This window comes from Shinella lacus (genome assembly GCF_010994755.1).
GTDB classification, from domain to species: domain Bacteria; phylum Pseudomonadota; class Alphaproteobacteria; order Rhizobiales; family Rhizobiaceae; genus Shinella; species Shinella lacus.
In genome coordinates, this window is record NZ_WHSB02000006.1 from 1 (window position 1) to 17,878 (window position 17,878).

At 64.6% G+C, this 17,878-nt stretch carries 20 protein-coding genes; 7 read left to right on the forward strand and 13 right to left on the reverse strand.

Features of this window, described 5'->3' with window-relative positions; translation table 11 throughout:
- The 5 genes from GB927_RS16925 to GB927_RS16945 form a co-directional block, all read left to right on the forward strand.
- Positions 1-203 (forward strand): hypothetical protein (locus GB927_RS16925; protein WP_256118373.1); only part of this gene is annotated, 203 nt, incomplete at its 5' end.
- 323 nt (positions 204-526) lie between these two features.
- Positions 527-769: a DUF2934 domain-containing protein gene (locus tag GB927_RS16930; RefSeq protein ID WP_256118374.1), complete on the forward strand. Its 243-nt coding sequence runs from the start codon at positions 527-529 to the stop codon at positions 767-769.
- An 82-nt stretch (positions 770-851) separates the two neighbouring features.
- Positions 852-2,312 (forward strand): glycogen synthase GlgA, encoded by a 1,461-nt coding sequence (gene glgA, locus GB927_RS16935; protein WP_256118375.1) that lies wholly within the window; start codon positions 852-854, stop codon positions 2,310-2,312.
- Positions 2,313-2,390: 78 nt separating this feature from the next.
- The gene (locus GB927_RS34500) at positions 2,391-2,933 is read left to right on the forward strand and encodes a hypothetical protein (protein WP_256118752.1); all 543 of its coding nucleotides are present in this window, start codon (positions 2,391-2,393) and stop codon (positions 2,931-2,933) included.
- Positions 2,934-2,992: 59 nt separating this feature from the next.
- A complete protein-coding gene (locus tag GB927_RS16945) occupies positions 2,993-3,736 on the forward strand; it encodes a sulfite exporter TauE/SafE family protein (RefSeq protein WP_439655507.1) in 744 nt (247 codons plus the stop codon).
- Here GB927_RS16945 and GB927_RS16950 read toward each other — a convergent pair.
- From GB927_RS16950 to GB927_RS16975, 6 genes are all read right to left on the reverse strand, one after another.
- Positions 3,733-5,520, reverse strand: coding sequence for an ABC transporter ATP-binding protein (locus GB927_RS16950; RefSeq protein WP_256118376.1), 1,788 nt, complete (start codon positions 5,518-5,520; stop codon positions 3,733-3,735). The two genes, GB927_RS16945 and GB927_RS16950, sit on opposite strands and share 4 nt — an antisense overlap.
- Position 5,521: 1 nt before the next feature.
- On the reverse strand, positions 5,522-6,382 hold the full coding sequence (locus tag GB927_RS16955) for an ABC transporter permease (RefSeq protein ID WP_256118377.1): 861 nt from the start codon (positions 6,380-6,382) through the stop codon (positions 5,522-5,524).
- The gene (locus GB927_RS16960) at positions 6,379-7,320 is read right to left on the reverse strand and encodes an ABC transporter permease (RefSeq protein ID WP_256118734.1); all 942 of its coding nucleotides are present in this window, start codon (positions 7,318-7,320) and stop codon (positions 6,379-6,381) included. The genes GB927_RS16955 and GB927_RS16960 overlap by 4 nt, the downstream gene beginning before the upstream one ends.
- Before the next feature lie 20 nt (positions 7,321-7,340).
- Entirely contained in the window at positions 7,341-8,855 is a 1,515-nt protein-coding gene (locus GB927_RS16965) for an ABC transporter substrate-binding protein (RefSeq protein WP_256118378.1), read from the reverse strand.
- A 54-nt stretch (positions 8,856-8,909) separates the two neighbouring features.
- Positions 8,910-10,391 (reverse strand): M81 family metallopeptidase, encoded by a 1,482-nt coding sequence (locus GB927_RS16970; RefSeq protein WP_256118379.1) that lies wholly within the window; start codon positions 10,389-10,391, stop codon positions 8,910-8,912.
- 244 nt (positions 10,392-10,635) lie between these two features.
- On the reverse strand, positions 10,636-10,881 hold the full coding sequence (locus GB927_RS16975; RefSeq protein WP_256118380.1) for a hypothetical protein: 246 nt from the start codon (positions 10,879-10,881) through the stop codon (positions 10,636-10,638).
- Between the two features lie 179 nt (positions 10,882-11,060).
- On the opposite strand from GB927_RS16975, the gene GB927_RS16980 reads away from it, so the two are divergent.
- Positions 11,061-11,924 (forward strand): MurR/RpiR family transcriptional regulator, encoded by an 864-nt coding sequence (locus tag GB927_RS16980; protein WP_256118381.1) that lies wholly within the window; start codon positions 11,061-11,063, stop codon positions 11,922-11,924.
- Positions 11,925-11,927: 3 nt separating this feature from the next.
- Here GB927_RS16980 and GB927_RS16985 read toward each other — a convergent pair whose 3' ends face one another.
- From GB927_RS16985 to GB927_RS17015, 7 genes are all read right to left on the reverse strand, one after another.
- Positions 11,928-12,221 carry a DUF6522 family protein gene (locus tag GB927_RS16985; RefSeq protein WP_256118382.1) on the reverse strand — a complete coding sequence of 98 codons (294 nt, stop codon included), beginning with the start codon at positions 12,219-12,221 and terminating at the stop codon, positions 11,928-11,930.
- 83 nt (positions 12,222-12,304) lie between these two features.
- Positions 12,305-12,994: an MOSC domain-containing protein gene (locus GB927_RS16990; protein WP_256118383.1), complete on the reverse strand. Its 690-nt coding sequence runs from the start codon at positions 12,992-12,994 to the stop codon at positions 12,305-12,307.
- On the reverse strand, positions 12,991-13,548 hold the full coding sequence (locus GB927_RS16995; RefSeq protein ID WP_256118384.1) for a redoxin family protein: 558 nt from the start codon (positions 13,546-13,548) through the stop codon (positions 12,991-12,993). Before GB927_RS16995 ends, GB927_RS16990 begins: the two co-directional genes overlap by 4 nt.
- A 118-nt stretch (positions 13,549-13,666) precedes the next feature.
- Positions 13,667-14,383: a hypothetical protein gene (locus GB927_RS17000; protein WP_256118385.1), complete on the reverse strand. Its 717-nt coding sequence runs from the start codon at positions 14,381-14,383 to the stop codon at positions 13,667-13,669.
- Positions 14,384-14,419: 36 nt separating this feature from the next.
- Positions 14,420-15,067: a MarR family winged helix-turn-helix transcriptional regulator gene (locus GB927_RS17005; protein WP_256118386.1), complete on the reverse strand. Its 648-nt coding sequence runs from the start codon at positions 15,065-15,067 to the stop codon at positions 14,420-14,422.
- A 64-nt stretch (positions 15,068-15,131) separates the two neighbouring features.
- A complete protein-coding gene (locus GB927_RS17010) occupies positions 15,132-16,526 on the reverse strand; it encodes a DUF4360 domain-containing protein (protein ID WP_256118387.1) in 1,395 nt (464 codons plus the stop codon).
- 163 nt (positions 16,527-16,689) lie between these two features.
- Entirely contained in the window at positions 16,690-17,280 is a 591-nt protein-coding gene (locus GB927_RS17015; RefSeq protein WP_256118388.1) for a DUF4360 domain-containing protein, read from the reverse strand.
- 208 nt (positions 17,281-17,488) lie between these two features.
- Here GB927_RS17015 and GB927_RS17020 point away from each other — a divergent pair, with 208 nt between their 5' ends.
- Positions 17,489-17,743 (forward strand): hypothetical protein, encoded by a 255-nt coding sequence (locus tag GB927_RS17020; RefSeq protein ID WP_256118389.1) that lies wholly within the window; start codon positions 17,489-17,491, stop codon positions 17,741-17,743.
- The last annotated feature ends 135 nt before the right edge of the window (positions 17,744-17,878 follow it).

Genomic DNA, 17,878 nt, shown 5'->3' on the forward strand with positions numbered 1-17,878 from the left:
GCCTCGTGTTCTGCCACCATTCGAACGGCGCGGGCACGGACTTCAGGAGAAAATTTGTTCGTCGTTTTGCTTGTCATAGACCCTACTTCTCACGAGTTGGGGTCTCCGGCAAAGCCGGGGCGGTTCAGTTCTACAACCTTGCAAGGCCGCATGGCGCTTTCAATGGAAAGGCACCTTACGAAATCCTCCGCGAACGCCTATAATCCAAACAAGGATGTCTCATCGCCCTTCAGAAGATTACACAAGTCTCTGTGGACTCAGGCCCCCGCAACCAAATCATAACAAAAAGCCCTCCAAACATGGAGGGCTTTTGACGTTTCCGGGGGCCCCTTTTCTCACGTCCCACACCATCGAACAGCCGCGTCAAAACGTCTATTTTCTTGGGAACAAACAGCCCGTCATCCGGTTTCAAAATACGGCTGTCAGAGTTGCGCGCATTAAACCCGAAAGGTGCCTTTTTGGCCGTCCTTTGACAGAAAACGGGTGGTGGCGCGATGGGCAGTCTTTTTCAGAAAGGGACATTCAGATGGCTGATTTTGATGATCTGGTTCGCACCGAGGCCTATCTTATCTGGCAATCGGAAGGGCGGCCGCATGGGCAGGATGCTCGGCATTGGGAGATGGCGACCGAGCGTGTCCGGTCGCGAATGCCTGTAAAGACCGTGAAGACCGTGGCGCCGGTCAAGCCGCTTCCCCTCCAGCGCGTGGCGCTCCTGGCACGTGCGACGCGCAAGCCGCAGCTGGCGGAAACCTTTCGCGCGTCCGCTTGACCGTTTCGCTATGTCGTCGCTTTGCACCTCGCCGCCCGGCGGGGGCTTTCGATCCCTTCAGCGGAGTGGTATCTGACAGGCCATGAACGTTCTGTCGATTGTTTCGGAGGTTTTTCCTCTCATCAAGACCGGGGGATTGGCAGACGTGGCGGGCGCCCTTCCGAAGGCCCTGCGCCCGCTGGGTATCGACGTCCTGACCCTGGTTCCGGGTTATCCGCAGGTGCTGGACCGCCTGCCGGATCGGGTGGAAATCGGGTGCCTTGAAGGCCTGCTCGGGCACCGGGCCGTCGTTTCCCGCGCGACCACCGAGGGGCTCGATCTGCTGGCGCTGGAGATCCCCGAACTCTACCAGCGCACCGGCGGGCCTTATCTCGATGGCGCCGGTTACGACCATCCGGACAACTGGCTGCGTTTCGCCGCCTTGTCGCTGGCCGGGGCGCGCATCGCGCTCGGACACCTGCCGTTGGGCAGCGCCGATATCGTCCATGTGCATGACTGGCAGACATCGCTCGTGCCGGTCTATCTGCGGTATCGGTTCCAGAGTTCGCTTCCCGTGGTCTGCACGGTTCACAATCTCGCCTTCCAGGGGCAGTTTTCCATCGATATCGCGCCCCGCCTGGAGTTGCCGGACGCCGCCCTCGGCATGGATTGCCTCGAATATTACGGCGGCATCGGCTACCTGAAGGGTGGCCTCGTCTGTTCGGATATCGTGACGACGGTCAGCCCCACCTATGCGCGCGAAGTCCTCTCGACGGAACTCGGCATGGGGCTCGACGGCGTGTTGCAGACGCGGCGCGCAGCCCTTTACGGCATCGTCAACGGCATCGATGCCGATATCTGGAATCCGGCGACCGATCCGCTGATCCCCAGGCCCTACGACGTCCGCTCGCTGGCGCGCCGGCAGGAGAACCGCGCGGCCGTGCTCCAGCATTTCGGCCTGCCGGATGCGAATGGCCCGCTCTTTGCAGCGCTGACGCGGCTGACCTGGCAGAAGGGGGCTGATATGTTTGCCGAGGTCGCCGAGGAAATCGTCCAGCACGGTGGGCAACTCGTCGTCTGCGGGCAGGGCGATGCGGCCATCGAAGCGGCGCTCCGGGACTGCGCCTGGCGCTATCCCGACCGCGTGAGCGTCCATATCGGCTATAGCGAGGAGCTCGCGCATCTCATCGTTTCGGGCTGCGACGTGCTGATGCAGCCGTCGCGTTTCGAACCCTGCGGACTGACCCAGCTTTATGCCATGCGCTACGGCGCAATCCCGCTTGTCGGGCGGACCGGAGGGCTTTCGGAAACCATCATCGACGCCAACGAGGCCGCGATGGCCCGGGCGGTCGCCACCGGCTTTCAGTTCCACCCGGTCGATCCGCACAGTTTTCGCGAGGCGGTGCGCCGGGCCTGCGAGGCGTTCGAGGATCGCGAGGCCTGGAGCAGCCTGCAACGCCAGGCCATGAAGGCCGATTTCTCCTGGGAGCGCAGCGCCTCCCAATATGCCCAGCTTTTCGAGGCGTTGCAGACCGCGTGGCAGGCGACGGCCGAGCGGGCATAGGCTCTCGGTTTTTGGCGAGACGCATCGTGGGGAACAATTGCCGCTGTCGCCGATTGGTTGGGTGAACAGGAGGGCATCATGGCCATCATCCCCAACGAGCCCACGCCCGGTCCGGTCCCCATTCCCGACCTGCCGCCGATCGACAATCCGAGCCCGCCGATTGAAGAACCGGAGCCCGACCGCCTGCCGGACGAAAACCCGGATCCCAATCCCGACGAGAACGACCGGCCGCCGAAACATGTGAATGGCGCGCGTATCGTCCTCTTTGAGAATTTTCCGCCGCCGGGATTGCGGCCCTGCGGCTCAGTGCAGGGTGATGGCGATCTTCGCCTCGTGCGCGGCTTCCAGAAAGGCGTCACGCGCCTCGTTGTCCTCGACGTCGCCGTCGAGCGCGTCCGCACAGAGGCGGATTGCCTTGTAGAAGGCGATGCCGTGCTGTTTTGGCCAGAATTGCAGCAGATAGGCCGCCGCCTCGACGGAGCTTCGCACGATGACGAAGGCTTGCGCTTCCGGATTGGCCAGAACGACGGGCATCTGCCAGTTGTGATCGCTGTCCATATCGAAACCTGCCTTATGCTTGTTCTCTTCCTACAATCGCAGATGGTGCAAAAAGTTCCGTAGTGGAACCAAATCGGGCGGAAAGGCGTCTAGCGTTTCGCGTGAGAGGCGAGGAGAGGCCGATGCTGGATTACCTGACCGCGGACCTGCTGCTCTTTGTCGTGATCGGCTTTTTCGCCCAGATCGTGGATGGCGCGCTCGGTCTCGCCTTCGGCGTGCTCACCACCACGAGCCTGCTAGCCGTCGGCGTACCGCCGGCAACCGCCAGCGCCATGACGCATGCGACGGAATGTTTTACCACCGCGGCCTCCGGCCTGTCGCATGCCTATCACCGCAATGTCGATTGGCGGCTGGTGGCGCGGCTGGCGCCCGCGGGCATGATCGGCGGGGCGATCGGCGCCTATCTGCTTTCCAACATCGATGCCAAGGCGATCGAACCCTTCGTTTCCGTCTATCTCATCGCCGTCGGCGTCTTCATCCTCTACAAGGCGTTCAGCCCCTCCTGGCCGCGCGACGTGCGCGACTGGATCATCCCCTATGTCGGCGGCGCGGGCGGCCTGCTCGATGCGATGGGCGGCGGTGGCTGGGGGCCGATCGTCACCAGCACCCTGCTGGGGCGCGGTCACGACCTGAAAAAGGTCATCGGCTCCACCAACCTCACAGAGTTCGCCGTGACGGTGGTGATATCCATCACCTTCATCCTGGCGCTCGGCTGGTCGGAGCTTTCCTCGGCGGTCGGCCTGATCATCGGCGGCGTGCTCGCCGCCCCCTTCGGTGCCCTCCTCGTCAAGCGGCTGCCGACGAAACCGCTGATGATCGCCGTCTCCCTCGTCATCGCCGGCACCGCAACCATGCGGCTATTTTAGGCCGCCTCCTGCACGAAATGCCCCGGCGAAACCTCACGATAGGCGCGCTTCGGCGGCACGTAGCCGTGCGGGCGCAGCGGGCTCTTGATCTCCTCGTTGAGCGGTGGCGGCTGGTGGCCGCGGCGGGTGGGGTCGGGCATCGGCACGGCGGCGATGAGGCGGCGGGTATAGGCGTGCTGCGGATTGTCGAAGATCGCGGCGCGCGGGCCGATCTCGACGATCTCGCCCAGGAACATCACCGCGACGCGGTGGCTGACGCGCTCGACCACCGCCATGTCATGCGAGATGAAGAGATAGGCGAGGCGGTGCTTTTCCTGGAGGTCGAGCAGCAGGTTGGACACCTGCGCCTTCACGGTCACGTCGAGTGCCGAGACCGCCTCGTCCGCCACGATGAATTTCGGCTGGAGTGCCAGCGCGCGGGCAATCGATATGCGCTGACGCTGGCCGCCGGAAAACTCATGCGGATGCCGCCCCGCCATCGTCCCGGACAGGCCGACCTGTTCCAACAGTTCGGCGACGCGCTCCTTCGCCTCGCGTCGCCCCAGCAGGCCGTGCGCCAGCATCGGTTCGGCGATGGCCGAGCCGATGGTGATGCGTGGATTGAGCGAGGCGAAGGGGTCCTGGAAGATCATCTGCGAGGTGCGGCGCATGGCGCGCAATACGCCTGACCCGGCCTTGGTCACGTCCTGCCCGTCGATGACGACGGAGCCGGCGCTCGGATCGACGAGGCGCATGATCGCCCGGCCGGTGGTGGACTTGCCGCAGCCGGATTCGCCGACGAGCGACAGCGTCTCGCCCGGCCGAAGATCGAAGGAGACGTCCTCGACGGCGTGGATCTGTCCCTGCGGCAGGGCGAAGCGCACGGAGAGTTTGTCGACCGTCAGGATCGGCTTGGCGTCCGCTGAAACGGGTTGCGTGACGCGGCCGTCGGTCGCGAAACCCGTCGCGGGATCGACATCCGGAAAGCGGCGCGGCGCCGCCGCATCGCCCATCGTGCCGAGGCGCGGAATGGAGGCGAGCAGCGCCTTCGTGTAGATCGCCTTCGGCGCGGCGAAGATTTCCTGTGTAGGGCCGGTTTCGATCATGTCGCCGCGGAACATCACCACGGTGCGGTCGGCGACTTCGGCCACCACGCCCATGTCATGGGTGATGAACAGCACGCCCATGTTCTCCTCGCGCTGCAATTCGCGCAGCAGATGGAGGATTTCCGCCTGTACGGTCACGTCGAGCGCCGTCGTCGGCTCGTCGGCGATGAGCAGTTTCGGCCGGCAGGCGAGTGCCATGGCGATCATCACGCGCTGGCGCATGCCGCCGGAGAATTTGTGCGGATATTCGTGCAGGCGGGATTTCGCCGCGGGGATGCGCACCCGTTCCATCAGCCGCAGCGCCTCGGCTTCGGCCGCCTTCCACGAGAGGTCGCGGTGCAGCACCAGCGCCTCGGCGATTTGGTTGCCGATGGTGAAGACCGGGTTGAGCGAGGTCATCGGCTCCTGGAAGATCATGCCGATAACGCCGCCGCGCACCGCGCGCATCTCCGCCTCGCTCGCCTGCAGCAGGTCGCGGCCTTCGAGCAGGATGCGGCCCTCGCAGCGCGCCCGGCCCGGCGGCAGCAGGCGCATGGTGGAGAGCGCGGTGACGCTTTTGCCCGAGCCGGATTCGCCGACGATGGCGACGGTTTCTCCGGCATCGACCGTGAGGTTGATGTTGCGGATGACGGCACGCCATCCGTCCGCGGTCTTGAACGAGGTCGTCAGGTTCTCGACCGAAAGCACGGTGTCCGTCATGTCAGCTTTCCTTCGCAAGGCGCGGATCGACCAGATCGCGCAGCCCGTCGCCGAGCAGTTGCAGGGCGAGCACGGAGAAGACGATGGCCAGCCCCGGAAACACCATCAGCCAGGGGGCGTTGTTCATATATTCGCGGCCGGAGGCGAGCATGGTGCCCCAGGTCGGCATGTCGGTGGAAACGCCCACACCGAGGAAGGAGAGGCTCGCCTCCGCCAGCATCGCCGAGGCGAAGACGAAGGTCGCCTGCACGAGGATGGGTGAGGCGAGGTTGAGCAGCACATGGCGCGTCAGGATCTGCCAGGTCGGCAGGCCCATGGCGACGGCGGCCTCGATATAGGGCAGTTCGCGCAGCACCAGCGTGGAGCCGCGCACGATGCGGGCAAGGCGCGGCGCATAGGTGATGCCGAGCGCCAGGATGACGGTCGTCAGCGACGGACCGAGTGCCGCGACGAGCGCGATGGCGAGCAGGATATCCGGAAAGGACATCATGGCATCGAGCAGCCGCGAGATCGGCGCGTCGAGCTTGCGGAAGAAGCCGGCGGTCACGCCCAAAAGCACGCCGAGCACGGTGGAGATGGACACCACGCCAAGGCTGACGAGCAGCGAGATGCGGCCGGCAAAGATGGCGCGGGAGAAGATGTCGCGGCCGAATTCGTCCGTGCCGAAGACATGGGCGAAGGACGGCGCCTTCAGCTTGTTGACGATCGACAGCTTGTTCGGCGCATAGGGCGCGATCCAGGGCGCGAGGATCGCTGCCAAGAGCACGATCGCCAGGATGATCGCGCCGAACAGGATGGCGCGGTTGCGGAAAAGCCGGCGCAGGCTGGCGGTGAAGGGCAGGGGGAGGGAGGCGGTCGTCATAGGCGCACCCGCGGGTCGACGAGGATGTAGAGCATGTCCACGATGAAGTTGATGAGCACGTAGATCGCCGCGACGACCAGCAGCGCGCCCTGGATGACGGGATAGTCGCGCCGCAGCACGGCCGAGACCACGAGATTGCCGACGCCCGGCAGGCCGAACACGGTTTCCGTCACCACCGCGCCTGCCACCAGCATGGCGATGGAGAGGCCGATGACGGTGATGATCGGGATCAGGGCGTTCTTCAGCGCGTGTTTCAGGATCACGCGCCGTTCGCTCGCCCCCTTGGCCCGCGCCGTGCGCACATAGTCGTCGCCGAGCACGTCCAGCATCGCGGCGCGGGTGAAGCGGGTGATCAGCGCCGAATTGACGATGCCGAGCGCCACCGCCGGCAGCACGAGATGATGCAGCCGCTCCAGGAAGGACGTGTCCGGCCCGCCATAACCGGAGGCTGGAAACCAGCCCTGGCCGACGGCGAAGACCTGGATGAGGATGAGGCCGAGCCAGAAGCTCGGCACGCTTGCCGCCACCATGGTGAGCGTCACGACGACCTGGTCGAACAGCGTGCCGCGCTTGACGGCGGAGAAGATGCCGACCGGCAGCGCGATCGCCACCGCAATCAGGATCGAGAACAGCGTGAGGAAGAAGGTCGGCTCGGCGCGCGCCGCAAGCGCCGTCGTCACCGGCTGGTCGAGGAAGATCGACTGGCCGAGATCGCCCTTGAGAATGCCAAGCACGAACTGGCCGTACTGGGCGATCAGCGGCGCATCGAGCCCCATCTTGGTGCGCAGTTGCGCGATGTCCTCCGGGGTCGCATCCGACCCCAGCATCACGGCGGCCGGATCGCCCGGCGTCACGCGGACGATGACGAAAACCACCGTCACGACCAGGGCGAGCACGATGGCCATGCCCCCCAGCCGTTTCAACAGTGCCTGAGCGATCCGAACCATGATCTAGGGCCTCACTTCTTCGGGGTTACGTTCCAGAAATGCGGCCAGTAGGTGGGCGTATAGCCGGAGACCCCGGTGGAAACCCCCGTGACCGCATTGAAATTGCCGGCCTTGAAGAGCGGCGCATCGTCGTAGATCACCGCCTGGATGCCTTCCCAGGCCTTCTGCTTGTCCGCGTCGGAGACGGCGTCCATGTAGGTCGCGACGACCTTGGCTTTCTCATCGGAGACGTACCAGCCGGGATAGCTGTCGGTGATCGTGTTGATCGTCGTCGGGTCGCCCGGGAAGTTGGAATGGGTGATGAAGATGTCCCATTCCTTCGGGTCGGCGCGCCGCGTGGTCAGCGTTGCCCAGTCCACCACCTGCATGTCCACCTTGAAGCCGGCGGCTTCGAGATAGGCCTTGGCGACCTCGCCGATCTTGTAGTGGAATTCGTACTGGCGGCTGGTCATCAGGCGCAGCGGCGTGCCGTCGTAACCGGCCTCTTCGAGCAGCTTGGCGGCCGCCTCCGGATCGCCTTCGCCATACCGCGCGACGCCGGATTCCGTGTGCCAGAGCGAGCCCTTCGGGAAGATCGAGCCGTCGACGCTGAAGAAGCGCTCGTCGGAGAAGGCGGCGAGCATCATGTCGTTGGGGTTGAGTGCGGCCTGCACGGCCTGGCGCAGCGCCTTCTTGGTGAGCAGGCCTTCCTTCATGTTCATGTTGAGCGAGGCCCAGCCGGTGTTTTCGTAGATGACCGGCTTGGCATTGCCGCTCGCCTCGACGCGCTCATAAGCGCTGACCGGAAGCGAATCGGCGAAATCGAACTGGCCGGAGATCAGCCCCTCGACGCGGGTATTGGCGTCCGGCACCGGCACGAAGCGGATTTCCTTGGCAATCGCCTCGCGTTTTCCCGCATAGTTGCTCGGCTCGCCCTCGGGCGACTTGTAGCCGTCGAAGCGCACGAGCTGGGTATATTGGTCGGGCTTGCGCTCCTTCAGCGCATAGGGTCCGGTGCCGATGAAGTCGGTCAGCGTGTCGGCGATCTTTTCCGACGGCATGATGATGGAGGCCTGCGAGAAGGTGGCGAGCAGCGGCGCATAGCGCGACTTCAGCTTGACGACGACGGCGTTCGCGCCGTCTTCCGAAAGGCTCTCGATCACTTCGGCGACCTGCTTGCCCTTGGAATTGACCGCCATCCAGCGCGTCAGCGAGGCGGTCACGTCCTTGGCGTCGAGATCGCTGCCGTCATGGAACTTGATGCCTTCGCGAAGCGCGATGCGATAGGTGAGGCCGTCCTCGGAAATCTCCGGCATGGCGGCGGCGAGCAGCGGCACGGAGCGCCACTCGGTGTCATAGGTATAGAGCGTCTCGAAAATGTGCTGGTCGATGGTCAGCACGATGTCGGTCGGCGTCTGCATGGCGTCGAGCGTCGGCGGCTCGCCGATGGTCGCGACGGTCAATACGCCGTCGGTGGTCTGGGCGATCGCCAGGCTGCTGGTGCCGGCAAGTGCGGCCAATGTCATGAGAACCAATGCACTTTTCATCGTGTAACCCTCTCTTTTTTCGAAGTTGGCGCCGGCTCCCGTCCGGCAGGTGGTTCAGCTTTCCAGTCCGAGCGGATCGGCGACGCGCGGCCAGAGCGTAAGGCTCGCCTTGCGATAGGCCGTCGTGGCCGGGTCCGTCGGGTAGGAGGTCGGCGCGGCGACATAGACGATCTCGGAGGAGACCGGCTGGAAACCGGCATGGAAATGGTTGGTCGATTTCACCAGCAGGAAGGCTTTTCGCGTGAAGTCGATGCCCTGGTTGGCGAAGATGTCGGGCTGGTAGGTCTGGGTGCGGCTGGTGATGAGCACGATGTCGATGGTCGTGCCGAGCGGGCGCACCACGGCGGCGGCGCCGAGCGTCACGCGGCTGTTGCGAAAACTCTGCCAGCCGGCATCGAACACCGCCTGCACCGTCACGCGCAGGTCGAGCGGCTCGCCGCCCTCCGGCCCGGATTTTCCGCCGAAGCGCAAGGCAAGCTCCGCCCCTTCGCCCGCCGCATGGCAAAAGGATACGGCAATCGGATCCCAGATCGTCGCCACTGCAACATTCTCGAAACCGCGCTCGATCATGCGGCGCAGGATATGGGTCGCATCCCCCGCCACCCCGCCGCCGGGATTGTCCCAGACATCGGCGATGACGACCGGCACATCCGGCCGCTCGGTGCGCACCGCCAAGGCCCGGTCGAGCCCGCCCTCGGTGTCGAGCATCGGCATCGCTGCCTGCCGGCGCAGGGCGTAGAGCTCGTGGCCGAGTGTTTCCGCCAGCGCGTCGCCCTTCGCCTTGTCGCCATCGGTGACAACGAGGATGCGGGTGCCCATGTCCGGCACGTCGCCGGCCATGAAGCCGTGGATGACGGAAATCGACAGGATGCCGTCGCGGCCCTCCATCGCCTTCAGCCGGTCGACGAAGGAGCGCATCGGCTCGCGGCTCGTCGGGTAGAGGGTGATCATGCGGCAGTCGAAGGTGGAGATGACCGGCCGGATTTCGCCGCGCAGCGTGCGCAGCGCGAGATCGACGACATGTTCGCCGCGCTCCTCGAAATCCGTGTGCGGAAATTCGAGGAAGGTCGCCATGAAATCGAGACTGGCGACGCGCAGCGCCGTCAGATGGCTGTGCGGATCGAACTCTGCAGCGACCAGCACCTTCGGCCCGACGATGGCGCGAACGCGGGACAACAGGTCACCTTCCGGATCGTCGTAACCCTGCGCCACCATCGCGCCATGCAGGCCGAGCACGACCGCATCCACCGGCAGCGCGGCCTTCAGTTCGTCAAGAATCTGGTCGCGCAGCGTTTCGTAGGTCCTGCGCTGGATGAGGCCTGCCGGCTCCGCCCAGCAGGAGGTGCCCTCGATGACGGTAAATCCTTCGGCGCGCCCGCGCCGGCGCAGGATCGGCACGACGGAGGAGCAGAGCGTCGGCGTGTCGGGATGTTCGCCCGGCCCCGCATAGAAGGCGGCCTTGAAGGCGTTCATGTCCGTCGGAACGGGGGAGAATGTATTGGTCTCGGTCGCCAGCGAGGCCGTGAAGATGCGCATGTTGATCCGTCCGAATGGGTTGAAGCTCGCGGAAAAGCCCAGCCGCCATCAGCCACCGGTGAGGGCGTTGACATGTTCGGCCCTGAGGCTTTCCGATAATGTTCCCGTTGCTTGTTTCACCGCTTCTGCGATGTAATTTATTTTCCCGATAGTGCGATAATTTCACGAAAAGTCAAGATCGAGTGCGCTTTCAATAGCTCGATGTGTAATCTGTTTTCTTATAGGTTGGAAAAGAGAGGAATTTTCACGTAGCCAAATTTTGCGGAGAGGTCAGCGGCGAAGCGAGCACTTCGAATCCTCTATGAATATCAAGTCGTTCCGAAGCCAGCCCTTGGTTTCGCCGCATGCGAGCAGTGAAAATGGCCTGAAAATGCAAGGTGGCGAAGAGGGTCGGAATTTCACCGTCGTCTGCCGTCGCCTCGGCTTTGCAGCCGTGCGAGGTGAAATTATGAAAAAATATTTCTCCTCCGCTTGTAAAAATTAGATACATTGCGACGTCCGGAGTGCGGTGGGGATGGCTGTAAAGTCTGCTATACCGGCATTTCGCCTGGGTAAAGCAAGGCCCCAGCCGCGAAGCCTCATGCCAAACCCATTGATGCGACGCGGCACTGTGTTATGACTACCGTATAAGAAATTCGTTTTCACGCATCGCGCAAGGGCGGAGAGCCGATGGACCTTTTTCACGCATTGTCGGATGAGGATGGCCGGCTTTCCGGGCTGGACCGCAGGCTCGCGCAACTCGCCCTGGAGGACGTGGATTTCGTCGTCAACTCGTCTATCGGCGAGCTTGCCGAGCGTGCCGGCGTGTCGCCGCCGACGGTCACCCGCTTCTGCCGACGGCTCGGCTGCAAGGGCTATCCGGATTTCAAGGTGCAGCTCGCCCGGCTCACCTATGTCGGCCTGCGCTACGTCAAGCCGGAAGTGCCGACAGAGACGGCGGACGAGGTGGCCGAGGACATCATCGCCAAGGCGCAGAACGCGCTATTCCAACTGCACCGCCAGCTCGATTTTGCCGCCCTCGACACGGCGGCCCGCCTGCTGCGCGGCGCCGATTTCATCCAGGCCTTCGGCGCCAGCGGCAATTCGGCGATGATCGTCAACGAGCTGCACAACCGGCTTTTCCGCCTCGGCTGCCGCGTCAATGCCTCCAACGACCACAATATGAACGCGATGATCTCGGCAGCCGCCTTGCCGGGCACGGTGGTGTTCGGCTCGTCCTTCACCGGGCGCGACCCCGCGCTGGTGCATTGCCTGGGCCTGCTGCGCAAGCGCGCCATCCCCACCATCGTCGTCACCCAGAGCGGCTCGCCCGTTGCCACCGCGGCGGACGTGGTCATCTCGGTCGACCTGCCGGAGGGCAAGAACATCTTCCGGCCGACCTCGACGCGCTATGCCTATCTGGCGGTCATCGACATGCTGGCCAATCTCGTCGCCTATACCGATAGGGCCAAGGCGCTGAAGACGCTGCGCAGCATCAAGGAGGAACTGGTGAGCCGCCGCGACGGCGACGACCGCCAGCTTCTCGGCGACTGAATGTCAGCGCCCCGTGCGCGGCGGCGCAGAGGGGATGACCTCGACGCGCTGCGTGCCGACGGTGCCGTCCGCCTCGACGATCGCCTGCCAGCGCCGGTTTCCGCAGCGCACGGTGAGCCGCCAGCGGCCCGCATCCTCCCCCTCGCCACGCTCGACGCGCGACGCGACGAAGCCGCGCCGCATCATGTCGCGTAGCGTCTGCGTCGGCCAACCAAAACGCTCGGCCAGCATTTCCGCCGGCAGCAGGAATTCGCCCGCATCGTCACGGCTGAGAATGATGGGCTGGGCGTCGGTCATGCAGCGTCTCCCGGCGGCAGGGCGGTGAAGATCAGTCTTAACCCGCGCCGCATCCGGCCGAAAGGGCGATTGCGTCGCAGAGCCTAGGTGGAGCCGGTGAGGCGTCTTGTCCAGTCCTCGACCCGGTTGCTTTCCAGCCGCCGGGCGGCATGGGCCTGCCAGCCGGCGGCAAGCGGCTTCAGCGCCGCGATGCCGGCAAGTTCTTCCCGGTTGAGCGTGTCGATATAGAAGGCGCGCCAGATGCGCGCGAGCGTCCATTCCGGTGCCGCGCGGTCGAGCAGGGTCAGGCGGTCCGCGGGCGTGACGGTGCCGGGCTGGAGCACGCGATAATACCAGCCCGTGCGCCCGGTCGATTGAACCGTGCGCGCCATCTCGGCCCGGCCGAAACGCTCGTTCAGCTTCCAGCACGGCTGCCGGCCCTGGCTGACCTCGACGATGGCCGTGCCGAGCGCAAAGACATCGCCGACCGCCACCGTGTCTTCGGTCAGGCCGGCGGTCGAAATGTTCTCGCCGAAGGCGCCGGGGGAGGCCAGCAGCGGATGCGCGCCGAGATCGCGCGCCCAGGCGGCATAGTGCTCGAAGGGATAGTGGTGCACGGCCTTTTCCGGCCCACCATGCCGCATGGTATCGCCCTGCTCGTCGCCCCGGAAGCCGGTCAACGAGAGCGCAAGCGGCCCCGCCACCGCCGATTTCGCAATGCCGCTCGGCACGCCGCGGGCGCCAAGCGGTGCCACGGCGCCGACGCGAAGGCTGAGCAGGGGAAGACCCGTCATGAGAGCAACGGTGCCGCGCAACGGCCGCCGACGCACCCATCATCCGCATCCGTCGTCTCCGCGGCCCGCACCGGAACAGGGTCAGCGAGCGCCATGGCGATCCGCGCGCCCACGGCAATATCATCCTCGACGCCGAAAACCTGGTGCAGGATGGTGCCATCACGCCCGATCAGCACGGAAGACGGCGTGCCGCACAGCCCGAAGCGCCGCATCGTCACGGGAATGTCGGAACCCTCTTCCGCGAGGTCGACGGCGACGGGTGATTTCAGCCGGTATTCATGCAGGAATGCCTGAAGCGTCACCGGCGACATGGCCGCGTGATGCTCGAAGACCGTGTGGATGCCGATCACCTGCAGGTCGGTATGGGCGAAGACGCGCTCGATGCGCTGCACCTGCGGAATGGCCTGCGCCACGCAGCCGGGGCAGAGCAGCTGGAAGCTGTGCAGGAAGACCGGCCGGCCGCGAAGGCCTTGCAGCGTCAGCGGGCCGGGCGTGTTGAACCAGGCGCTGACGGCCAGTTCCGGGGCAAGAGGCCGGGCATCAGGCTTAGACATGGTCGCCTCCTTGCTGGCGGGGGTCGATACGGGTAATCCTTGTCATGTTCTTTCTTTCCATTGCCTGGAGGGGAGGAATTGTCGGTCCGGCGATGGCAGTCGCCGGACCGACGCTCAATCATTGGGCAGGCGCGACCTTGCCGGGCAGACTGAGATTGCCGGATGCCACCTTGAACACGTTGCTGACGCAGAGCAGCGGGGCATGCAGGTTGCCGTTGACCTTCAGGCCGGCCGTCACACCGTCATAGGAAGCACCCTTGATGCCGCCGATCAGCGACAGCGGAATGGCGACGTCGACCGTGTCGCCTTTGAAGCTGGTCGGATAGTCCGGGCTGTCGATCAGGAGCGGCACGCCGGGCCAGGTCTCCGGCACCTTGGGCTTGGCGCCTTCCGGAATGTCGATGACCTTGAGGCCGCCGCCGCAGGCCTTGTCCTCGGCCAGCACCACCCAGTGCGGATGCCAGACATGGCGGTTCTTGCCGCCAAAGGCCGCATCGTCGAAATCCGGATGGAAGGTGACGGCGAGCGCGACGATGCCCTGTCCCTTGTCGAAGCCGATCTGGCCGCTATCGAGGCTCGTCGGCCAGACATAGGCATAGACGCTGGAGCCTTCGAACTTGCCCGTCGCATCGGGCTTGTCCTTGCCAGCCTCGCCGCGCACGCGGGTGGTGAAGATCGCGCTGTCGCCCTTCGTGGCGATCGTCGTCTCGATGATGTCGAAAGAGGCCTGAACAGCCTCCGTAGGCTCCGCCTTGATGGAATGGGCCGAGGCCGTCGCCAGCCATAGCGATGCCGTTCCGGCGATGAGCGCGCCGGTTAAAAATCTGCCGAACATGCGAATTGTCCTTTCGTTGCCTGGAGGGGGGGTGAATTATCCCGTTTGGAATGCATCCCAGGTGGCAGCCCGGGAGGCGGGATCGGCTTCGACGTGATCGCGGCAATCGATGCGGAGTTCCCGTTGGCCGAAGGCCGCGTCGACGAATTTGCAATGGTGGGGCCGCGCCGCATCCGCATGGGCGAAGGGCGCGAAATAGCGACAGGTCACGCACATGCGCTGCACGGGGATCGCGTCGGCCTCCTGGAGGCGCCGGATCATCTTGATCAGGGTGACGAGCAGGTCTTCCTGCTCGCCGTGGTCGAGGGCGCCGATCGCTTGGGCGGCAAGGCCTTCCCCCGTGTCGGTCGCGTTGAGCGCCGAGGCTCCGTCGGCCGTCAGCACCACGCTGACCGCGCGTTTGTCGGCCGCGCCCTGCCGCTTTGCGAGAAAACCCTTGCGCTCCAGCGCATTGATCGAATCCGTCGCGGTCGGCTGCGAGACGCCGAGATGGGCGGCGATCTCCTTGACGCCGAGCCCGTCCTTCTCGCGCCCTTCCAGCAGTGTCAGGATCGAAAGCTGCGTCGGGTTCAGGCCGGTGGCCTTCGCCCGGTTCCACTCGTCGACGCGCAGGACCATGCCCACGCGCGAAAGGCCTTCGCGAATGCGGGTGTCGATCGAAAGGGGGGTCTTCGGCGTTTCCATGCCGTTAATATATAGGAGTCCTATATATTTTCAAGGGGCGCAAAACAGCCCGAATGGGAAGGCGTCAGAACGACGCCTTCAACTGCCCGCCGATGTTCCAGTCAGGCTTGTCGTTTTCGCGGAAGGTAGCGGAAACCGCGGTATCGACCTGCCAGCGTTCGTCGAATTTCCAGCCGACGCGCCCGCCGACCGTCGCAAAATTCTGGTCCTCGGCCTTGCCCTTCACGTCGCCGACCCAGTCGACGGACGCTTTGACGCCGTTGCTGCCGGCAAAGGTGCGGCCGACCGCGCCGAGCAGGGTATAGTCGAGCCTGTCATCCAGCCTACGGCTCCAAGCGAGTTCGGCACTTACCGTGTCCGAATGCGACCGGCCGCCCTTGATATGGGCCGCAAATAGGTTCTTGCCGGAGGCATCCTCGTCATAGCCGTCTAGGTCGAGCCAGGAGCGGGTGAAGCGGGTGGAAAGCGCGATCTCGTTGGCGTCGTCCGGCGCATAGATCACGCCGAGCCGCCCATAGGCGCTGACCAGCGAGCCGGAGGGGGTGCCGCTGGCGAAGACCAGCGAATCGAGGTTCACGTAGCTGCGCGAAAGCGAGGCCGAGACATCGGGCGATCCCCAGGCGCCGGCCTCGCCGAAAGCCCGCCAGGTGGTGGCGGGCGTGGTGTAGCGCACGGCGCCGGCAAGCAGCGCCAGCGTGTCGAGCGCGACCTCGGTGCGGTTCGGGTTGACGATGGCGGCACCACCGAGAACGCTCACGCCGTTGCCGGCCTCCCAGCGCCCGTTGAAGCCCGCCGCCGCATCCGAGCTGGCGAAGGCGGCGAGGTAGCTTCCCTCGTCGAAGCGGCTCTTCTGGCCGAGCAGGTTCTGCGCGGTGTCCATCAGGTCGAGCGTGATCGATTGGCGCTGGCGCGCGATCTGGTTCATGGAGCCAACGACCGAGGCCGTGGTGGTGAAGCCGATGCGCGCGAAATCGATCGAGTCGATGGAGAGGGTGGATTCGAAGCCGTTTTCGTCGAGCGGCCCCGTCGCATCGAGGATCACGGCGAGGTCGAGCGTATCGGACCCCGAAACGCCCACCCTGTCGGAGATGGCGACGTCGTCTTGCAGCGACCCCTTGATCTCGTATTTCAGGATCTGCTTGCCGTCCTGCGTCGTGCGAAGGGAAGCGGTCTGGCCGTCCTCCGTCGAGGCGAAACCGCGATAATCCACGTTGTAGACCGAGTGCCCGTCCTTCTGCGTCACGGGCACGCTGAGCTTGCAGGAGCTGGTGGCGCGCCGCACGCCCGACGCTCCACCCGCCATGGCGGAAAAATCGTCGAACAGGATGCTCGTCGCGTTGCCATCCGGCGATTGCGTGGACGAGAACGTGCCATCCGCGCAGCCATTTGCCGCGAGCGCGAGCCCCGGAAGTTGAACCGAAGCGGCGGCGAGAAGGGCGAGGCGGAGGGGGAGACGCATGCAAAGGATTCCCTGAAAACGGCCGGGCAGCGATCAACGCCGCCCGGCTTTATGCAAGATTAGAAGCAATTCCAGCAAAAGTGCGAAGCGGTTTTGCGTCCGGAATTGCGTAAGAAAACAATCGATAAAGCGTTTTCGTGATTCGGAGAAAAGCGGAAATGCTTTAGCGGCAGGTGCGCCATTGCAGCTGGTAGATGATCGCCGCCTTGACGTCCTGCGTGTCGACCGTCGCCATGGCTTCCTGGCCGCGCGTCGTGTTGACGCGAATGCTGGAATTGGTGCGCAGGTTGACGTCCTCGCCGCAGGCCGACCAGATCAGCGATTCCGCCGTCAGCTTGTTGGAGATCAGGTAGTCCTTCTCCTTCGGGCCGGTAAACGTCTGGCGGAAGGCCGGGCCGCGTGTGCCGGCGAAGAAATATTCGACGTTGAACTGCGAGCGCGCGCCGCGCGGCAGTTGGTTGAAGCCGCGATAGTCGATCGCCAGCACCGAGACGCTGCGGCCCTGCGGCACGTGGACCGGGATCGCGACATTGCAGGTCTTGCGGTCGAAGGACTTGCCCGTCTCGCCGCCGGCTTCCACGACATACTCGTCGAACAGCAGGCTGAGCGCCTTGCCATCCGGGCTCAGCGTCGCCGAAACGCTGTCTGCCGGGCAGCCGCTGCCGCCGTAACCGGGCGTACCGAGCGAAATGTCGTCCGCATAGGCGGCCGTGGCAAGAAAGAGGGATGCGAGCACGATACCAACGGTTTTCATGAGTTTTCCTCGATTTCGAAACGAACCTGGTGTTCGTCTGAAGATATGACTGCCGTGACCTGAACCATCGCTGAGCACGACGTTCATTCTGGAGTCATCCGGCCCATGGCAATCTGTACGGTACGCAGTTAACAGCGTTTTAAAGAAAATTGTTCGCAAAGGTGTCATTCGAAGGCAAAACCGTGGCACGCGGGCACGGAGAGGTGAGATGCATTCTATCCCGGCCATTTCCAAACTGCTGATGATCGGGCTGGCCGCCGGTTTCGTCCTCGCGGGCTGCACCACCCAGAGCGCCCCGGACATCCGCCCCGGCTACTCCGGTTCGGTCTCGCCGGCGCTGCGGGAACACCAGCGAAAGCAGCGCATCCGCTACGAAGAGGGCAACTACCGCCGGCTCTACCGCCAGAAGGGCTGCCGTCAGGCCGAACGCGGCTGCGACGGCTATGCGCGGTTCCGTCCCTGACCGCCTTCTAAACTCGCCCACGGTACACGGCTGAGTTCTTCATGTGTAAACCCGTCGCCTGACAGGCGGCATGGGCCTCCCACGCTGCAACGACACGCCAGGTTTAATCCCGCCTTGATGCGTACAACGCACGGG